17 protein-coding genes and 1 pseudogene are annotated in these 15,380 nt (G+C 41.4%); 16 read left to right on the forward strand and 2 right to left on the reverse strand.

From position 1 onward, the window contains the following. The first annotated feature begins 138 nt into the window (after window positions 1–138). The 12 genes and pseudogenes from AACT42_RS01265 to AACT42_RS01325 all read left to right on the forward strand — a co-directional run bounded on the left by AACT42_RS01265 (window position 139) and on the right by AACT42_RS01325 (window position 9,885). The gene (locus AACT42_RS01265; protein WP_088729540.1) at window positions 139–612 is read left to right on the forward strand and encodes a GrpB family protein; all 474 of its coding nucleotides are present in this window, start codon (window positions 139–141) and stop codon (window positions 610–612) included. A 198-nt stretch (window positions 613–810) separates the two neighbouring features. Next, a complete protein-coding gene (locus AACT42_RS01270) occupies window positions 811–1,062 on the forward strand; it encodes a type II toxin-antitoxin system Phd/YefM family antitoxin (RefSeq protein WP_001250181.1) in 252 nt (83 codons plus the stop codon). Continuing rightward, the gene (locus AACT42_RS01275) at window positions 1,052–1,339 is read left to right on the forward strand and encodes a type II toxin-antitoxin system RelE family toxin (protein WP_176432248.1); all 288 of its coding nucleotides are present in this window, start codon (window positions 1,052–1,054) and stop codon (window positions 1,337–1,339) included. The genes AACT42_RS01270 and AACT42_RS01275 overlap by 11 nt, the downstream gene beginning before the upstream one ends. A 151-nt stretch (window positions 1,340–1,490) precedes the next feature. Next, window positions 1,491–2,123, forward strand: coding sequence for a DUF4145 domain-containing protein (locus AACT42_RS01280; RefSeq protein ID WP_094182998.1), 633 nt, complete (start codon window positions 1,491–1,493; stop codon window positions 2,121–2,123). 209 nt (window positions 2,124–2,332) lie between these two features. Next, window positions 2,333–2,722 (forward strand): VOC family protein, encoded by a 390-nt coding sequence (locus AACT42_RS01285; RefSeq protein WP_170899813.1) that lies wholly within the window; start codon window positions 2,333–2,335, stop codon window positions 2,720–2,722. 1,102 nt (window positions 2,723–3,824) lie between these two features. Next, window positions 3,825–4,052: pseudogene (locus AACT42_RS01295) on the forward strand (GFA family protein); the annotation flags it as partial. A 336-nt stretch (window positions 4,053–4,388) separates the two neighbouring features. Further along, complete coding sequence (locus tag AACT42_RS01300) at window positions 4,389–4,805, forward strand: GFA family protein (protein ID WP_094167963.1); 417 nt, start codon at window positions 4,389–4,391, stop codon at window positions 4,803–4,805. 152 nt (window positions 4,806–4,957) lie between these two features. Then, entirely contained in the window at window positions 4,958–5,428 is a 471-nt protein-coding gene (locus tag AACT42_RS01305) for a GNAT family N-acetyltransferase (RefSeq protein WP_017036601.1), read from the forward strand. A 667-nt stretch (window positions 5,429–6,095) separates the two neighbouring features. After that, window positions 6,096–6,632 (forward strand): GNAT family N-acetyltransferase, encoded by a 537-nt coding sequence (locus tag AACT42_RS01310; protein WP_094133690.1) that lies wholly within the window; start codon window positions 6,096–6,098, stop codon window positions 6,630–6,632. A 677-nt stretch (window positions 6,633–7,309) separates the two neighbouring features. After that, window positions 7,310–8,062, forward strand: coding sequence for an SDR family oxidoreductase (locus AACT42_RS01315; protein ID WP_094133689.1), 753 nt, complete (start codon window positions 7,310–7,312; stop codon window positions 8,060–8,062). Window positions 8,063–8,204: 142 nt separating this feature from the next. Then, the gene (locus AACT42_RS01320) at window positions 8,205–8,714 is read left to right on the forward strand and encodes a ClbS/DfsB family four-helix bundle protein (RefSeq protein WP_094133688.1); all 510 of its coding nucleotides are present in this window, start codon (window positions 8,205–8,207) and stop codon (window positions 8,712–8,714) included. A 133-nt stretch (window positions 8,715–8,847) separates the two neighbouring features. Continuing rightward, the gene (locus AACT42_RS01325) at window positions 8,848–9,885 is read left to right on the forward strand and encodes an ATP-binding protein (RefSeq protein WP_094133687.1); all 1,038 of its coding nucleotides are present in this window, start codon (window positions 8,848–8,850) and stop codon (window positions 9,883–9,885) included. 984 nt (window positions 9,886–10,869) lie between these two features. Here the strand turns inward: AACT42_RS01325 and AACT42_RS01330 are convergent. Next, window positions 10,870–11,520, reverse strand: coding sequence for an IS30 family transposase (locus tag AACT42_RS01330; RefSeq protein WP_254918666.1), 651 nt, complete (start codon window positions 11,518–11,520; stop codon window positions 10,870–10,872). A 237-nt stretch (window positions 11,521–11,757) separates the two neighbouring features. Here AACT42_RS01330 and AACT42_RS01335 point away from each other — a divergent pair, with 237 nt between their 5' ends. The 3 genes from AACT42_RS01335 to AACT42_RS01345 all read left to right on the forward strand — a co-directional run bounded on the left by AACT42_RS01335 (window position 11,758) and on the right by AACT42_RS01345 (window position 13,729). After that, a complete protein-coding gene (locus AACT42_RS01335) occupies window positions 11,758–12,252 on the forward strand; it encodes a GNAT family N-acetyltransferase (RefSeq protein WP_094133938.1) in 495 nt (164 codons plus the stop codon). A 145-nt stretch (window positions 12,253–12,397) separates the two neighbouring features. Next, on the forward strand, window positions 12,398–13,219 hold the full coding sequence (locus tag AACT42_RS01340; protein ID WP_045571652.1) for an NAD-dependent epimerase/dehydratase family protein: 822 nt from the start codon (window positions 12,398–12,400) through the stop codon (window positions 13,217–13,219). A gap of 150 nt (window positions 13,220–13,369) precedes the next feature. After that, complete coding sequence (locus AACT42_RS01345) at window positions 13,370–13,729, forward strand: VOC family protein (RefSeq protein WP_094133939.1); 360 nt, start codon at window positions 13,370–13,372, stop codon at window positions 13,727–13,729. Between the two features lie 208 nt (window positions 13,730–13,937). Here AACT42_RS01345 and AACT42_RS01350 read toward each other — a convergent pair whose 3' ends face one another. Then, entirely contained in the window at window positions 13,938–14,174 is a 237-nt protein-coding gene (locus AACT42_RS01350) for an RNA recognition motif domain-containing protein (RefSeq protein WP_013867767.1), read from the reverse strand. Between the two features lie 246 nt (window positions 14,175–14,420). On the opposite strand from AACT42_RS01350, the gene AACT42_RS01355 reads away from it, so the two are divergent. Next, complete coding sequence (locus tag AACT42_RS01355; RefSeq protein WP_094183001.1) at window positions 14,421–14,834, forward strand: hypothetical protein; 414 nt, start codon at window positions 14,421–14,423, stop codon at window positions 14,832–14,834. The last annotated feature ends 546 nt before the right edge of the window (window positions 14,835–15,380 follow it).

Raw genomic sequence — 15,380 nt, forward strand, 5'->3', positions numbered from 1 at the left:
TAACAAACGGCTCAAGAGGGATTGCCAACGCTTGGCGACTTTAGTGCAAAATTGAAGTTCAGTGTTTAAGGTGTTTTTTTTAGTCTGGCGGTGCGTTGTCAACCCCTTAGCCGGGCGTTATGCCTTTTGGGAGAAAATATGCAGTTTTACAAAGCAAATGAATATCAGGCATCTTGCGAAAACCTGTATCGTAAGTACGAACTTGAGATAGCTGCTTTACTTCCAGATGCATCTATTGAGCATATTGGAGCTTCCTCTATCCCCAATGCTGTATCTAAAGGTGACCTAGACATACTTGTTGGTGTTAACGGCAAGGAACTAGAGAATGCAGTAAAGTTACTTTCTACTCTAGGTTTCAACGAAAAATCCGACACGTTAAGAACTCCGGAGCTTTGCATGCTGGAAAATAGCTCAGGTGAGGATGTCGCTTTTCAAGTTGTAGCCAATGGTTCGGGATTTGACTTTTTTGTAGGGTTTAGAGACAAACTCCGTAAAAGTCCTGAGTTAGTTCAACGATACAATGAGCTGAAAATGTCTTGTACAGGTTGGTCTCACGAAGAGTATCGTCGGAAAAAATCAGCTTTTATTGAGCGCGTGTTAGGACAGGCATAACAAACTGTTTAAGAGTGATTCGCAACGCGTGGCATTTTTACTATGCGTTGCGTTTAGTGTTTAAGGTGGTATGCGGCAGCTTCAGTATTGCGTTGCTCACACCTTAACAGGGCGTTATGCCTCTTTTGTAAATCTCTAGCAATTACTTAAATTAAGGTCTAAAATTAGGTCTGATTTTAATGCTTATATGGTGAAGTTATGAGACAGGTATTAGCGAATTGCTCTGCCAGTATTTCAGAGTTAAAGAAAAATCCAACTGCTCTTTTGAACGAGGCTGATGGTTCAGCTATTGCGATCCTTAACCACAACAAACCCGCAGCTTACCTTGTACCGGCTGAAACTTACGAGTATCTGATGGATATGCTTGATGATTATGAGCTTTCCCAAATAGTAGATAGTCGTCGTGGTGATTTGTCGCAAGCTGTGGAAATCAATATTGATGACTTATAAGCTAAAGTTTTTGCCAGCAGCCCAAAAGGAGTGGAGTAAGCTAGCGCCAACTATTCAGAGTCAATTTAAAAAGAAACTCAAAGAAAGGCTAGAAAATCCCCACGTTTCATCATCAAAGTTACGGGGTTATGATTCTGTTTACAAAATCAAACTTCGTACAGCTGGTTATCGTTTGGCTTATGAAGTCATCGACAATGAAGTTGTCGTTTATGTACTCGCTGTTGGTAAACGAGATAAAGACGCTGTTTATAAGAAACTCGCTTCACGCTTCAGCTAGCGGCATAACAAACGCTTCAAGAGGGACAGCCAACGCGTGGCATTTTTATTGTGCGTTGGTTTATGTGATTACGGTGTTGTGCGGAAAGTTGGTAGTAGCGTTGTCTGCCCCTTAAGCGGGCGTTAAGTGTTTCTTGAGTTTGGGAGTACAAATGAGTAAATATTATCCACCGATATTTCTACAAGAACAATTTTATTGTGTTCAATGTGGAGTATTCGCAAGTCAATATTGGAATAAGATTTTTCTTCGTAATCAAAATGGTAATTTTCAGAATACAGAGTTTTCATATAATAAATGTTGTCATTGCAATGAAATTTCTTTTTGGTTTCAAGGTAGAATGATTGTGCCCTCAGAAGCACCAGTACCCCCTCACCACCAAGATTTACCTGAAGTATGTACTTCAGATTATAACGAGGCTAGGGACATTGTTGCGCGATCTCCTCGAGCTGCCGCAGCTTTACTTCGCTTAGCTATTCAAAAACTGCTTATTGAATTGGGTGAAAAGGGTAAAAATATTAACGATGACATTGGTTCACTAGTTACCAAAGGTTTGCCCATCGAAGTTCAGCAAGCATTAGATTATTGCCGAGTAATAGGTAATAACGCAGTGCATCCAGGAGAAATTGATCTAAATGACAACCCAGAAGTAGCAAATAGTCTGTTTGAAATGATTAACTTTATTGTTGAGGTGACAATTTCTCAACCTAAAAAAGTGGCAGCGCTTTATAATATCCTTCCTGAGGGAGTGTTGAAAGCTGTGGAAAAACGGGACAGCGTCAAATAAACACTTAACAAACGCTTCAAGAGGGACAGCCAACGCGCGGCATTTTTACTATGCGTTGGTTTTTGTGGTTACGGTGTTATGCGGAAAGTTAGTAGTAACGTTGGCTGCCCCTTAAGCGGGCGTTATAGCTTATCTCACATTTCAACCTAGACATTGCTCAATCGATGCCTCAAAGTAAATCCCGATTTTGCTCAACAAAAGGAACAAGTATGTTTAGTCATATTATGATTGGCTCCAATGATATTGAAAAATCTAAGGTTTTTTATGACGCCATATTGTCTGTTTTAGGTTATCCATCGGGTGTTATCGATGCTAAAGGTCGCTGTCTTTACATAAACAAAGATGGTGTGCTTGGAATTACGAAGCCAATAAATGGAGAGCTGGCGACTCATGGTAATGGAATGACAATTGGCTTAAAAGTCACTAGCCCAGAGTTAGTGGATTCATGGCATGCAGCAGGTTTAGCTAATGGCGGTGTAGCTTGCGAAGATCCTCCAGGTCTCAGGGTAAGCGGAGAAAGAAAAATGTATCTAGCTTATTTACGCGATCCAGCAGGAAATAAGCTGTGTGCAACGCATCATATTTCTATGGGCAGCTAAAGCACCGCTATAACAAACGCTTCAAGAGGGACAGCCAACGCGTGGTATTTTCACTATGCGTTGGTTTTTGTGATTAAGGTGCTATGCGGAAAGTGAGTAGTAGCGTTGTCTGCCCCTTAAGCGGGCGTTAGGCAAAGTGAGTTTTTATCAGCTAAATCGGGTTTGAATTGAACGGCGAATTCCATGTTCTCATGGCTGGACTTAAGCAATAAATCGTCATCACATATTTGTTGTTTCTTGATCGTGTTGGGTTGCTTTTCGTTGTGAATTTAGCGGCAAAATAACCTTCAGCATCCAAACGTCCGCCGAGCATGCTACGCTCGTCACTTTTCTTCCAAACCGTTAAATTTGAGTTTTTTGGTTTCTTTGCTGATTTGAAATTTTGGTTTATAAATGAATCGGTTAGTTGGTTTTCAGTTTTCAAACAAGCCTTGTTCTTGAGTTTTTAAAGTATCGTTGTCAATCTATTGGCCTAACAAACGGCTCAAGAGGGATTGCCAACGCTTGGCGACTTTAGTGCAAAATTGAAGTTCAGTGTTTACAGTGTGTTTTTTGAATTCGGCGGTGCGTTGTCAACCCCTTAGCCGGGCGTTATGTTTAATCACCAAAAATCAGTGGATTATGGTTTTTCTTTGTTCCCTCAGCTGATTGGTTTCACGTTTGTCGGCAAGTTGGCATTTGTGAGCGCTGTTTTTCGGACATCCATTCTTTGGCGCTGGAAATTCAGAGAATTGCCTCAATCAATTACTCAGGTAAGCGCGAGGTTAGGGCGGTTGGCTCAATCAGAAATCAGTTTTAAGTTGCTAGTTGTCAAAGCTTGAAATGTTAAAAGCCCAAGTCTGCTTTTCAAAAGTTATGAGTCAATTCAGTTTTTTAGGTTTTGCCTTTTGTTTGTGAGTCAATGCTGAGTTAATCTCGGTTTTGGTAAAACGTAAGTCATTGAAGCTTAAACATAACAAACGGTTCAAGAGGGACAGCCAACGCGTGGCATTTTTATTATGCGTTGGTTTTTGTGTTTACGGTGTTATGCGGAAGCTTGGTAATGGCGTTGGCTGCCCCTTAACCGGGCGTTATATGTTTCATCAATTTAGGAGTTATCTCAATGTCTTATGCTGAGGCTAATTGTCTTTGTGGCGCGGTAAAAATTACGGCTGAAAACGTTAATCCTAAGTTTACTGTCTGCCATTGCCAATCATGCAGAACTTGGGGTGGAGCACCATTCTTTGCTGTGAAATGTGGCACTCAAGTAAAGATCGAAGGTGATGATAAGGTTAAAATATACAAATCATCTTCTTGGGCTTCTCGTGGTTTCTGCTCTGAATGTGGAACTCNGGCTCAATCAGAAATCAGGTTTTAAGTTGCTAGTTGTCTAAAGCTTGAAATGTTAAAAGCCCAAGTCTGCTTTTCAAAAGTTATGAGTCAATTCAGGTTTTTTACGGTTTTGCCGTTTTGTTTGTGAGTCAATGCTGAGTTAATCTCGGTTTTGGTAAAACGTAAGTCATTGAAGCTTAAACATAACAAACGGTTCAAGAGGGACAGCCAACGCGTGGCAGTTTTTATTATGCGTTGGGTTTTTGTGTTTACGGTGTTATGCGGAAGCTTGGTAATGGCGTTGGCTGCCCCTTAACCGGGCGTTATATGTTTCATCAATTTAGGAGTTATCTCAATGTCTTATGCTGAGGCTAATTGTCTTTGTGGCGCGGTAAAAATTACGGCTGAAAACGTTAATCCTAAGTTTACTGTCTGCCATTGCCAATCATGCAGAACTTGGGGTGGAGCACCATTCTTTGCTGTGAAATGTGGCACTCAAGTAAAGATCGAAGGTGATGATAAGGTTAAAATATACAAATCATCTTCTTGGGCTTCTCGTGGTTTCTGCTCTGAATGTGGAACTCATCTGTTTTACAAATTTAAAGAAACTGGTGAGTACAATATGCCAGTGGGTTTATTTCCAAACTTAAAAGACTTGGAAATGGACATGCAGTATTTTAGTGATATGCGCCCAAGTTATTACTGTTTTGCTAATGAAACCAAAGAAATGACCACAGAAGAAATCATGGCTTACTTCGCAGATAAGGTGTAAGCAAACATATAACAAACGGCTCAAGAGGGATTGCCAACGCGTGGTGGCTTTAGTGCAAAATTGAAGTTCAGGGTTTAGGGTGGTTTTTTGAGTTCGGCGGTGCGTTGTCAACCCCTTAGCCGGGCGTTATACGAATAAGGAAAGTTCGGAATATGGAAATCAAAGTAGACGATCTATCAGGTGGCGAAGTTATTAAATTGCTCGAGGAGCATCTGGCTGATATGTATGCAACATCACCTGCTGAAAGCGTTCATGCTCTTGATGTTGAAGCACTGAAATCACCAGACATTACGTTTTTCAGTGGCTGGTCTAATGGTGAATTACAAGGCTGCCTCGCTATTAAGCAATTAACTCCTCAGCACATTGAGCTTAAATCAATGAGAACTTCTAGTTCATCTAGGAAATCAGGTGTTGCCACTAAGTTGTTAACTCATGCTTTGAATACAGCTCTCGACAACGGGTATCAAAAGGTTAGCCTTGAAACAGGTACTCAGCAGTTTTTCCAACCAGCTCGAAACCTGTATGAGAAATTCGGGTTTACATATTGCGAGCCGTTTGCTGACTATGAAGTTGATCCACACAGCCATTTTATGACGAGAGAACTGGTGGAAAAATTCGTATAACAAACAATTCAAGTGGATTCTCAACGCGTGGCAGTTTTACTATGCGTCAGGTAAAGTGTTTACCGTGCAATGCAGCGGCTTGGTCAGTGCGTTGTTCACCACTTAATTGGGCGTTATGCAACTCAGGTAAATTTAGGGGTTCAATCTTTTGGGATTTCTCCGGCCATTCGTTTTGTGTTGTCGGCAAATGAGCTTTTTTACCTTCAAATTCGTGGTTAACTCAAACCGTAAAACAGGCAAATTTCTTTGTTTGCCTCAATCAGTTTTGGTGCTGGTTTGTTGTGAATTTAGCGGGCACAAAGTGTGGAAAGGGCAAGTTAATCGAGCATTTCGCACTTGCTGAAAGCCTTGCTTGTTGAGTTTGTCTGATTCAAAAGCTTGGTTTGTCGCTGAAAGGTGGACTTTGTTTTGGCGGATTATTTATCACGGCTCTGGCTTCGGTTGGTTCTTGAATTACTCAACCATTGCAATTGTGGCTTTTGGTCGTGTAAATTCAGTTTATCTTATTGAATTTGCATAACAAACGGCTCTAGAGGGATTGCCAACGCTTGGCGGTTTTAGTGCAAAATTGAAGTTCAGTGTTTACAGTGTGTTTTTTGAGTTCGGTGGTGCGTTGTCAACCCCTTAGCCGGGCGTTATATGCCAATCGGAGATTATAAGGGAAATCATGCAATTGGAACTAGATGGTTACTATCTTCGTTCACTGGATGTGGAAGATAAGGAAGCATTTTACAAGTGGTCTCGTGACCGTGAAGTTACACTTTATAGCCTTTCTTCATATGCGTACCCTCAATCAAAATCAGATATCGAAAAATGGCTGTTATCCATAAATTCAAACCCTAAAAATGTCTCTTTTGGCATATGTAGTAACGAGAATGATCAGCTACTTGGATATGCTGGCATATCTGGGATCAGTACTCTAAATCGTAGCGGTGAATACTTCATTCTTATTGGAGAAAAAAGTTACTGGGGTAAGGGTTTTGGTACATCAGTAACAAAAATCGTAACAGATTACGCTATACGAACTCTTGGTTTGCACAGAGTTCAGCTTACAGCAAGCTCTCTTAATTACGGTGCAATTAAGGCTTATGAAAATGCAGGTTATCAACATGAGGGCGTGATGCGACAATCAGGTTTTCGCAATGGTGAATTTGTCGATAAAGTACTAATGTCAGTTCTGTCTACAGAGTGGTCAGGCATATAACAAACAATTTAAGAGGGATTCCCAACGCTTGGCGGTTTTGCTTCTACTTCAAATTTAGTGTTTACGGTACAATGCGTTAGGTTGGGTGGTGGCGTTGTTCACCCCTTAATTGGGCGTTATGCAACTCAGGTAAATTTAGGGGTTCAATCTTTTTAGATTTCTCCGGCCATTCGTTTTGTGTTGTCGGCAAATGAGCTTTTTTACCCTAAAATTCGTGGTTAACTCAAGCCGTAAAACAGGCAAAGTTCTTTGTTTGCCTCAATCAGTTTTGGTGCTGGTTTGTTGCCAATTCAGCGTGCGCAAAGTGTGGAAAGGGCAAGTTAATCGAGCATTTTGCACTTGCTGAAAGTATTGCTTGTAGGGTTTGTCTCATTCAAAAGCTTGGTTTGTTGCTGAAAGGTGGACTTTGTTTTGGCGGCTTATTTATCTCGGCTCCTACTTGGGTTGATTCTTGAATCACTCAACCATTGCAATTGTGGCTTTTGGTCGTGTAAATTCAGTTTATCTCATTGAATTTGCATAACAAACGGCTCAAGAGGGATTGCCAACGCGTGGCGACTTTGGTGCAAAATTGAAATTCAGTGTTTACAGTGTATTTTTTGAGTTCGGTGCTGCGTTGTCAACCCCTTAGCCGGGCGTTATGCATTACATCAAATTCAGCGTTAAAAGGATGAATAATGAGCGTTCAAAAAGTAGTTGTTATTACTGGCGGTAGTCGAGGGATTGGTGCAGCGACAGCAAAGCTTTTTGCTCAAAACAGTTTTTCCGTATGCATAAATTACAAATCTAATGCTGAGGCTGCTAATACTCTCGTGGAAGAAATCAAAGCGTTAGGTGGTCATTGTATTGCGGTTCAAGCTGACGTTTCCAAAGAAGGTGATGTTGTTAAACTGTTTGAAACCGTTGACCAAGAGCTTGGTGTTGTTTCTGTTCTTGTCAATAATGCTGGTATCTTAAAGAAGCAGATGCGCTTAGACGAAATGAGCGCAGAGAGGATTAACTCAATTCTCATAAACAATGTGACAGGTTATTTCTTGTGTTGTCGTGAAGCAGTGAAACGAATGTCAACTCGTCATGATGGTCTCGGAGGTGTCATAGTTAATGTTTCTTCGGGAGCCGCTCGAACAGGTTCACCGAATGAATACATCGATTATGCAGCGTCAAAAGGTGCAATTGACACGTTAACAAAAGGTCTGTCGTTGGAAGTTGCTGCGGAAGGTATCAGAGTTAACTGTGTTCGCCCTGGATTGATTTATACCGATATGCACGCTGACGGTGGAGAGCCTGACCGTATAGAACGACTCAAAAATAAAATTCCAATGCAACGGGGTGGTTTGCCTGCTGAAGTCGCTGAGGCCATTTATTGGTTAGCGTCTGAAAAATCATCATTTTCTACAGGTAACTTTCTGGATTTAGCCGGTGGTTTGTAATGCATAACAAAGCGTTCAAGAGGGACTTGGCACGCGTGGCATTTTCGGTTTGCGGTTTGTTTAGTGGTTAGGGCGTGATGCGGTCACCTTCGTAGTGCGTGCCTGCGCCCCTTAACGCGGCGTTATGTGAATGGAGATCAAAATGTCTTCTGTGCCAAAAAATAAGGATGAATTGGCGTTAGCTATAAACTCAATATTTCCGAAACTCATGGCTGACTATCGTTTAATTCCGGAAAGTAAAGCTCGCAAATCTGGAGTAGAGGGAAACATCAAAGGTACGGTCATTAGTGTTAGTGATACAGTGGCTTACTTGATTGGTTGGGGAAAACTGGTTCTTAAATGGCATCAGCTAAGATCTCGACACCAACACGTAGATTTCCCGGAAACTGGTTATAAATGGAACCAATTAGGCTCACTCGCTGAAAGCTTCCACGAAGAGTATCGTGATTGGAAATACAATGATTTACTCATTGAACTTGAGTCTACGGTTAATGAGATACTTTTACTCATTTCAAGCTTAAGTAATCATGATTTGTATGGTGTTGCGTGGTATGAACAATGGACTTTGGGGCGCATGATTCAGTTTAATACGTCATCACCTATGAAAAATGTGCGTACAAAAGTTCGGCGTTTCAATCGAGAATTCACATAACAAACGCTTCAAGAGGGGCAGCCAACGCGTGGCATTTTTACTATGCGTTGGTTTTTGTGGTTACGGTGTTATGCGGAAAGTTAGTAGTAGCGTTGGCTGCCCCTTAAGCGGGCGTTAAGTTTCTGGAGGATATATGAACATTGATGATTGGGCTAAAGAGTTCTTCAGTGCTGTAAATGAGGAGAACATACTAAAACGACGTGAATCTAACACGACTGAGTTTAAGGAAATATTTGATTGGAAAAGTAAGGAGTTCAAGTCAAATATTGCAAGAACCGCTGCAGCTTTTTCTAATCGCGATGGCGGTGTAATTATCTTTGGTGTGGCAGACCGACCTCATACTGTCGTAGGGGTAGATAATTATGAATCCGTTGATGACGCTGACATTTCTGTTTGGTTCAATGAGCTTTTCTCGCCGTCAATAGAGTTCTCTAGAAGTACATTGCAATGTGGTACATCGACAATAGGAATTCTGCAAATCTTCGAGTCTAGAAACAAACCTATCATATGCATAAAAGACTCAGCAAAGACTTTCGACTCTGACATTTACTACAGGTATTCTGCAAGATCATCAAAAATCAAATCTGGCGATTTGATATACCTCCTTAACGAAATTAAGGAGAATGAGAAGGTAGTTTGGCTTAAGTTCCTTTCGAATATTGCTCAGGTAGGCATTGAAAACATAGCATTACTTAACTCAGTTACAGGTGAACTTAGCTCTGCTAACAATACATTCCTTATTGATGAATCCATCCTCGGCCAGATTCAGGTTTTAGACAAATACTCCGAAAGTCATGAAGGAGCGCCAGCTGTAAAGATTATTGGTGACGTAGTTGACTCCGCAATGGTCGTAGAGAAAACAAAAAATATCTTTGAAGAAGACATTTTTGAAGCTTTCCTTACAGAAAGTAGCTCTGCAAAAGGCATTGATTATATCTCGTCAATTTGCACTATGAACTCAGAAATGTACCCACTATATTACTTTCTTAACTTAGATTCAGTGAAAAAAGAAGAAAGGTACAGTTATGTAGAACATATAGAAACTAGGTTTAAAAATAGAAATAGAGTGCTATCTAGGTTATCTGATGATGGCAAGATAAAAAGCAAGAAAGCACAGTATTCACTTACTAGTATGGGTGTTGGTAAAGAAAGGCTATCTTCGATACCCTAGTTGCGCAAGATGACCTTGTGCTGAACAATGAAAACGACTGTAAGCTTGCTCTCGAAACACTATTTTCAATAGACAAAGAGGACACTGACATTAAGTACTTAAAACAACAGATTTTAAGAATCTATGAGTCCTTTTATCCATTTGAGAAAGATCTCATAAACTTTGTTTTTAGGTGGTCATTAACATATTTAGACTTCATTTATTACAAAGAAACTTAACAAACAATTTAAGAGGGATTCCCAACGCTTGGCATTTTTGCTTCTACTTCAATTTTAGTGGTTACGGTACAATGCTTTAGCTTAGGTGGTAGCGTTGCTCACCCCTTAATTGGGCGTTATGCAACTCAGGTAATTTTAGGGGTTCAATCTTTTGGATTTCTCCGGCCATTCGTTTTGTGTTGTCGGCAAATGAGCACTTTTACCCTCAAATCCGTGGTTCACTCAAGCCGTAAAACAGCTAAGGTTCTTTGTTTGCCTCAATCAATTTTAGCGCTGGTTCGTTGCCAATTCAGCGTGCGCAAAGTGTGGAAAGAGCAAGTTTATCGAGCGTTTTACAGCTGCTGAAAGTCTTGCTTGTTGAGTTTGTCTCATTCAAAAGCTTGGTTGGTTGTTGAAAGGTGGACTTTGTTTTGGCGGTTCATTTATCACAGTTTTTGCTTGGGTTGGTTCTTGAATCACTCAACCATTGCAATCGTGGCTTTTGATCGAGTAAAGTCAGTTTATCTTATTGAATTTGCATAACAAACGGCTCAAGAGGGATTGCCAACGCTTGGCGACTTTAGTGCAAAATTGAAGTTCAGTGTTTACAGTGGTTTTTTGAGTTCGGCGGTGCGTTGTCAACCCCTTAGCCGGGCGTTAGAGTTTACGGAGTAAAAATGGAACTTGTCCCAAAAGCAAATATTGTTAGAGCTGGAGATGCATTTCTATTTTCAGCGGAGAACTTATATCAGAATAAACCTAAAGAAATTGACTGGATGATTCCATTTTATGTGAATTGTGGTCTTGCTCTAGAGCTATATTTTAAAGCGTATTTGTCNATCAGGGTGTAGCCGGTCATGCGCTCAACGAGTGTCACGATGCAGTGCTTAGAGCCTTTGCCCATGACAGTATCAATTTCCCAGTGTCCACGCGTTTTACGTGTTTCGACACTTTTAGGACGCTCAGAGATATGTCGTTTATTGGCGAGCCTTCCGCGACTATCGTAGGCAGCATAACGCTTGCGCCGTTGCTTGGTCGATTGTCGTAGGTGTTTCCAAAGTTCGCCCCCATTGGCTTTATCACGCCAGATGTACTGGTAAATAGACTCATGGCTAATGGTCGGCTGTTTATATCGTTTCATTCTTCCAACGACTTGAGCAGGGCTCCAGTCTTTTTTGATAAAGTGCATGACTTGATTATATTGCTGCTGAGTAATACGCGGATTACATCTTGATTTACTGCGTCTTGTCCGAGTGCGTTGGTCGGCTTTGAAAGGGCGATAGGCCCCATCGTAAGTACATCGATTACGAGCAATTTCTCGAGAAATGGTACTCTTATGGCGTCCGGTAAGCCGAGCGATTTCAGCATAGCTAAGGCCTTGCTTTTTATAGGCAGCGATAGTATATCTGTCCCCTTCGGTGAGCTGTTTATAAGCCATAATTTTTCACTTCTTGGCGGGAGGAAAAATAGGGATTATGACAGCTCACTGTTTTATTTATAAGCGTTGCACTTAGTATATGAATCCAAGAACTCTAACAAACGCTTCAAGAGGGACAGCCAACGCGCGGCATTTTTACTATGCGTTGGTTTTTGTGATTACGGTGTTATGCGGAAAGTTGATCGTGGCGTTGGCTGCCCCTTAAGCGGGCGTTATGTGCTTTAGAGGAAAATAGGCATGGAAGTAGTAGAAGCTAGTCTTGATTTAGCTCCAATGTTATCTAGTTATGCGAAGGAATGCTTCGATTCGGGTATCCCAAAGTACTCAGATGTTGAGTTAAACCCTGAAGCTTATTTGTCGGGTTTGGTTGAGCGGTCTAAGGCAACCTCCGAATTACCAAGCGGGTATTTACCAAGTACAACGTACTACTGCATTTCGAACTCTGAAATCTTAGGTGCTATTCGAGTTCGTACTGGGGCGAATGCGAACGTAGAGAATGTAATAGGGCACATTGGTTACGAGACTAGGCCATCAGCTCGTGGCAAAGGCGTCGCTTCGTTTCTTCTCGCTTGGGTGCGTGATCATGTGGTAACTGACTCGGTTATTGTTACCTGTTCAATTGATAACCCAGCATCTCAAAAGGTCATAGAAAACTGCGGTGGCGAATATCTGGGTAACTATACAGATGATGTTGAAGGTGCAGTAAGGCGCTATCGTTTAGCACGCACATAACAAACAATTTAAGAGGGATTCCCAACGCTTGGCATTTTTGCTTCTACTTCAGTTTTAGTGGTTACGGTACAATGCTTTAGGTTGGGTGGTAGCGTTGCTCACCCCTTAATTGGGCGTTATGTGTAATCGAGAGTTCAGGGAAAGAATGAAAGTACTTATAGCAGGAGCCAATGGATATATTGGTAGCCACGTGACTAAGATGTTTGTCGAAAATGGTTTTGAAGTTTCGACCTACAGCAGGACTAGCGGTGTCTTACTTCCTGCTCGGAAACTTACTAAAATGCCATTAGATCTCTCTGGTTACTTTGACATCGTTATAAATTGTGCTCGCCCACATTGGTCAGAATTTTCGCCGGAGGAAATCGCTGATATAGAGTCCAAGCTGCTAATGCAGTTGGACAGACTCGCAGCTAAAGGAGCGACAAAAATCCACACATCGGGCGTTTGGCTATTTGGTAATGCTTCTCGTAATGATCTCAAAGAATTTCGGCTTAAGCCTCTAGAAATGGTAAAACCGGACACAGTTACGATTGATTGCGCTATCACCAATAAGTGGCATGTCGTTTACTGCCCTAGTTTGGTTTATGGTGGTGAAAACTGTCAGCTAAAGAGAATTGTAGATTCTTTATCAAACCAAACTCTCCAAGTAGCGATACCATCTAAAGGTTATAACCAATATATCCATGTTAATGACATCGCTAGATTCTATTTAGCATTGGTTCAAGGTAAACATCCGGCGATACAACACTTTATTGCTGAGACTGAGGGGTATAGTCCTGAAGCCTTTTCTCAGTTGCTACTAGACTTTCAAATCGTAAAGCAGGTTCACAAGAGCAGTTGGAGTGACTTTGAGAAATACCATGGTTATTCGGCAGTGGAAATTGAAAAGCTAAATCTTAACCTTCCAATTAGTCCTTTGTTTGAACCGACAAAGTCCTTAAGGGAGTACATAGAAAATTACACATAACAAACGCTTCAAGAGGGACAGCCAACGCGTGGCATTTTTACTATGCGTTGGTTTTTGTGGTTACGGTGCTATGCGGAAAGTGAGTAGTAGCGTTGGCTGCCCCTTAAGCGGGCGTTATGCGCTAATTGGAAAAATTGACAGGAGTTAACAATGAATCAGCATGGAAAACTCAATTATGTAGAATTTGCAGCGAAAGACTTAGAGTCAACGAAAGCGTTCTTTTCAAAGGTTTTTGGCTGGAGCTTTGTTGACTATGGACCTGAATATGCAGCATTTTCAAATGAAGGGTTAGACGGTGGTTTTTTTAAGGCAGAGCTTTCTAGTCGGACTGAAAATGGTGGCGCACTGTTAATTTTCTACAGTTCAGACATTGAAGCCACTTTAGAAAAAGTCGTGAAAAATGGCGGTCATATCATCCGTCCTATCTTTGAGTTTCCTGGTGGTTGTCGTTTTCATTTTAAAGAGCCAAGTGGTAACGAATTTGCTGTTTGGTCTGAAGCAGGCGCATAACAAACGCCTCAAGAGGGACTGTCAACGCGCGGCGTTTCCAGTCCCATTGAGCCGCGGTGGTTTCGGTTGTTGTGTTTGAGTTTAGTGGTATGCGTTGCCAGCCCCTTAGGCGGGCGTTATGCAGTTCTACAGGCTCAACGGAAACTAAAAGACGTCAGCCCAATGTATTTGAACTGACGGAGCTTTACTGTTTTTGTATATAAGGTGTTTATTCTGCGGCTTTTACTCTGATTTTGCTTTTGGCAACGTCAGAAAGGTTTAGGCTAGAAATTGCAGCATTAGCTTCGTTTTCGTTTGGCATTTCGACAAAAGCAAAGCCTTTTGATTGACCCGTTACTTGGTCTAAAACAAGCGTACATTCGGCTACTGAGCCATGAGCTGAGAATAAAACACGAAGTTCTTGTTCAGTTGTAGAGCGAGATAGATTGCGAACTAAAAGTTTCATGATGAACCAATTGGTAGTAAATGACAGTGCGAATTGTGGCAGCTAAAGATAAGTTTGGCTAAGCAATTCGTTCTCTATACTGAGTATTGGTTAAAAAACTGCATAACAAACGGCTCAAGAGGGATTGCCAACGCGTGGCGGCTTTAGTACAAAATTGAAGTTCAGTGTTTACAGTGTGTTTTTTGAGTTCGGCGTTGCGTTGTCAACCCCTTAGCCGGGCGTTATGTGTAAAGGAGTAATCAAGCAATGTCTCTGGAATTTTACGATGAATTACTCAAAAGTGAGCGTTTTTGTGAAAGCTTGGGGCGGCTGATATTGATGTCTGGACAGTTAGAGTCAGTATTAAAGTCAATCGTTCTCACGAGTAGTCTTAAAGTGAGATACAACCTTAGTCGAGCTATGTTAGGTCAGCTTGTTGGTAGCTGTAAAGAACATGAATTGGTTACTGATGAGCTTCGTGAAATTTTGGAATTTATACTGGTTCGTCGTAACTACCTTACTCATAACCTTTACCCTTTGTTTAACGATGAAATTGAATATACGTTATTGCCTAAAGACAACTTACACCCTGATGATGCAGAGTATTATTTCCCTAAATGCGTTGAAGAGTTAATTGCACATATAGAATATGCCATAGACTATATCAACAAACGGAATTAGCACATAACAAACGCTTCAAGAGGGACAGCCAACGCGCGGCATTTTTACCATGCGTTGATTTTTGTGGTTACGGTGTTATGCGGTAAGTTGGTAGTAGCGTTGGCTGCCCCTTAAGCGGGCGTTATGCAACTCAGGTAAATTTAGGGGTTCAATTTTTTTAGGTTTCTCCGGCCATTCGTTTTGAGTTGTCGGCAAATGAGCATTTTTACCCTAAAATTCGTGGTTCACTCAAGCCGTAAAACAGGCAAAGTTCTTTGTTTGCCTCAATCAGTTTTGGTGCTGGTTTGTTGGCAATTCAGCGTGCGCAAAGTGTGGAAAGGGCAAGTTAATCGAGCATTTTGGACTTGCTGAAGTTTTCGCTCGTTGAGTTTGCCTGATCCAAAAGCTTGGTTTGTTGCTGAAAGGTGAACTTTGTTTTGGCGGCTTATTTATCACGGCTCTGGCTTGGGTTGATTCTTGAATCACTTAACCATTGCAATCGTGGCTTTTGGTTGTGTAAAGTCAGTTTATCTCATTGAATTTGCATAACAAACGGCTCAAGAGGGA

Origin of the sequence: Vibrio sp. V15_P4S5T153 (genome assembly GCF_963874485.1) — a bacterium.
GTDB lineage: Bacteria > Pseudomonadota > Gammaproteobacteria > Enterobacterales > Vibrionaceae > Vibrio > Vibrio anguillarum.

What these genes read in the sequence shown, in the direction of transcription:
- AACT42_RS01300 (WP_094167963.1), top strand. Translation starts at nt 4,389, where the DNA reads ATGTCTTATGCTGAGGCTAATTGTCTTTGTGGCGCGGTAAAAATTACG.
- AACT42_RS01285 (WP_170899813.1), top strand. Translation starts at nt 2,333, where the DNA reads ATGTTTAGTCATATTATGATTGGCTCCAATGATATTGAAAAATCTAAG.
- AACT42_RS01270 (WP_001250181.1), top strand. Translation starts at nt 811, where the DNA reads ATGAGACAGGTATTAGCGAATTGCTCTGCCAGTATTTCAGAGTTAAAG.
- AACT42_RS01265 (WP_088729540.1), top strand. Translation starts at nt 139, where the DNA reads ATGCAGTTTTACAAAGCAAATGAATATCAGGCATCTTGCGAAAACCTG.
- AACT42_RS01355 (WP_094183001.1), top strand. Translation starts at nt 14,421, where the DNA reads ATGTCTCTGGAATTTTACGATGAATTACTCAAAAGTGAGCGTTTTTGT.
- AACT42_RS01335 (WP_094133938.1), top strand. Translation starts at nt 11,758, where the DNA reads ATGGAAGTAGTAGAAGCTAGTCTTGATTTAGCTCCAATGTTATCTAGT.
- AACT42_RS01350 (WP_013867767.1), bottom strand. Translation starts at nt 14,174, where the DNA reads ATGAAACTTTTAGTTCGCAATCTATCTCGCTCTACAACTGAACAAGAA.
- AACT42_RS01315 (WP_094133689.1), top strand. Translation starts at nt 7,310, where the DNA reads ATGAGCGTTCAAAAAGTAGTTGTTATTACTGGCGGTAGTCGAGGGATT.
- AACT42_RS01320 (WP_094133688.1), top strand. Translation starts at nt 8,205, where the DNA reads ATGTCTTCTGTGCCAAAAAATAAGGATGAATTGGCGTTAGCTATAAAC.
- AACT42_RS01305 (WP_017036601.1), top strand. Translation starts at nt 4,958, where the DNA reads ATGGAAATCAAAGTAGACGATCTATCAGGTGGCGAAGTTATTAAATTG.
- AACT42_RS01275 (WP_176432248.1), top strand. Translation starts at nt 1,052, where the DNA reads ATGACTTATAAGCTAAAGTTTTTGCCAGCAGCCCAAAAGGAGTGGAGT.
- AACT42_RS01325 (WP_094133687.1), top strand. Translation starts at nt 8,848, where the DNA reads ATGAACATTGATGATTGGGCTAAAGAGTTCTTCAGTGCTGTAAATGAG.
- AACT42_RS01345 (WP_094133939.1), top strand. Translation starts at nt 13,370, where the DNA reads ATGAATCAGCATGGAAAACTCAATTATGTAGAATTTGCAGCGAAAGAC.
- AACT42_RS01280 (WP_094182998.1), top strand. Translation starts at nt 1,491, where the DNA reads ATGAGTAAATATTATCCACCGATATTTCTACAAGAACAATTTTATTGT.
- AACT42_RS01310 (WP_094133690.1), top strand. Translation starts at nt 6,096, where the DNA reads ATGCAATTGGAACTAGATGGTTACTATCTTCGTTCACTGGATGTGGAA.
- AACT42_RS01340 (WP_045571652.1), top strand. Translation starts at nt 12,398, where the DNA reads ATGAAAGTACTTATAGCAGGAGCCAATGGATATATTGGTAGCCACGTG.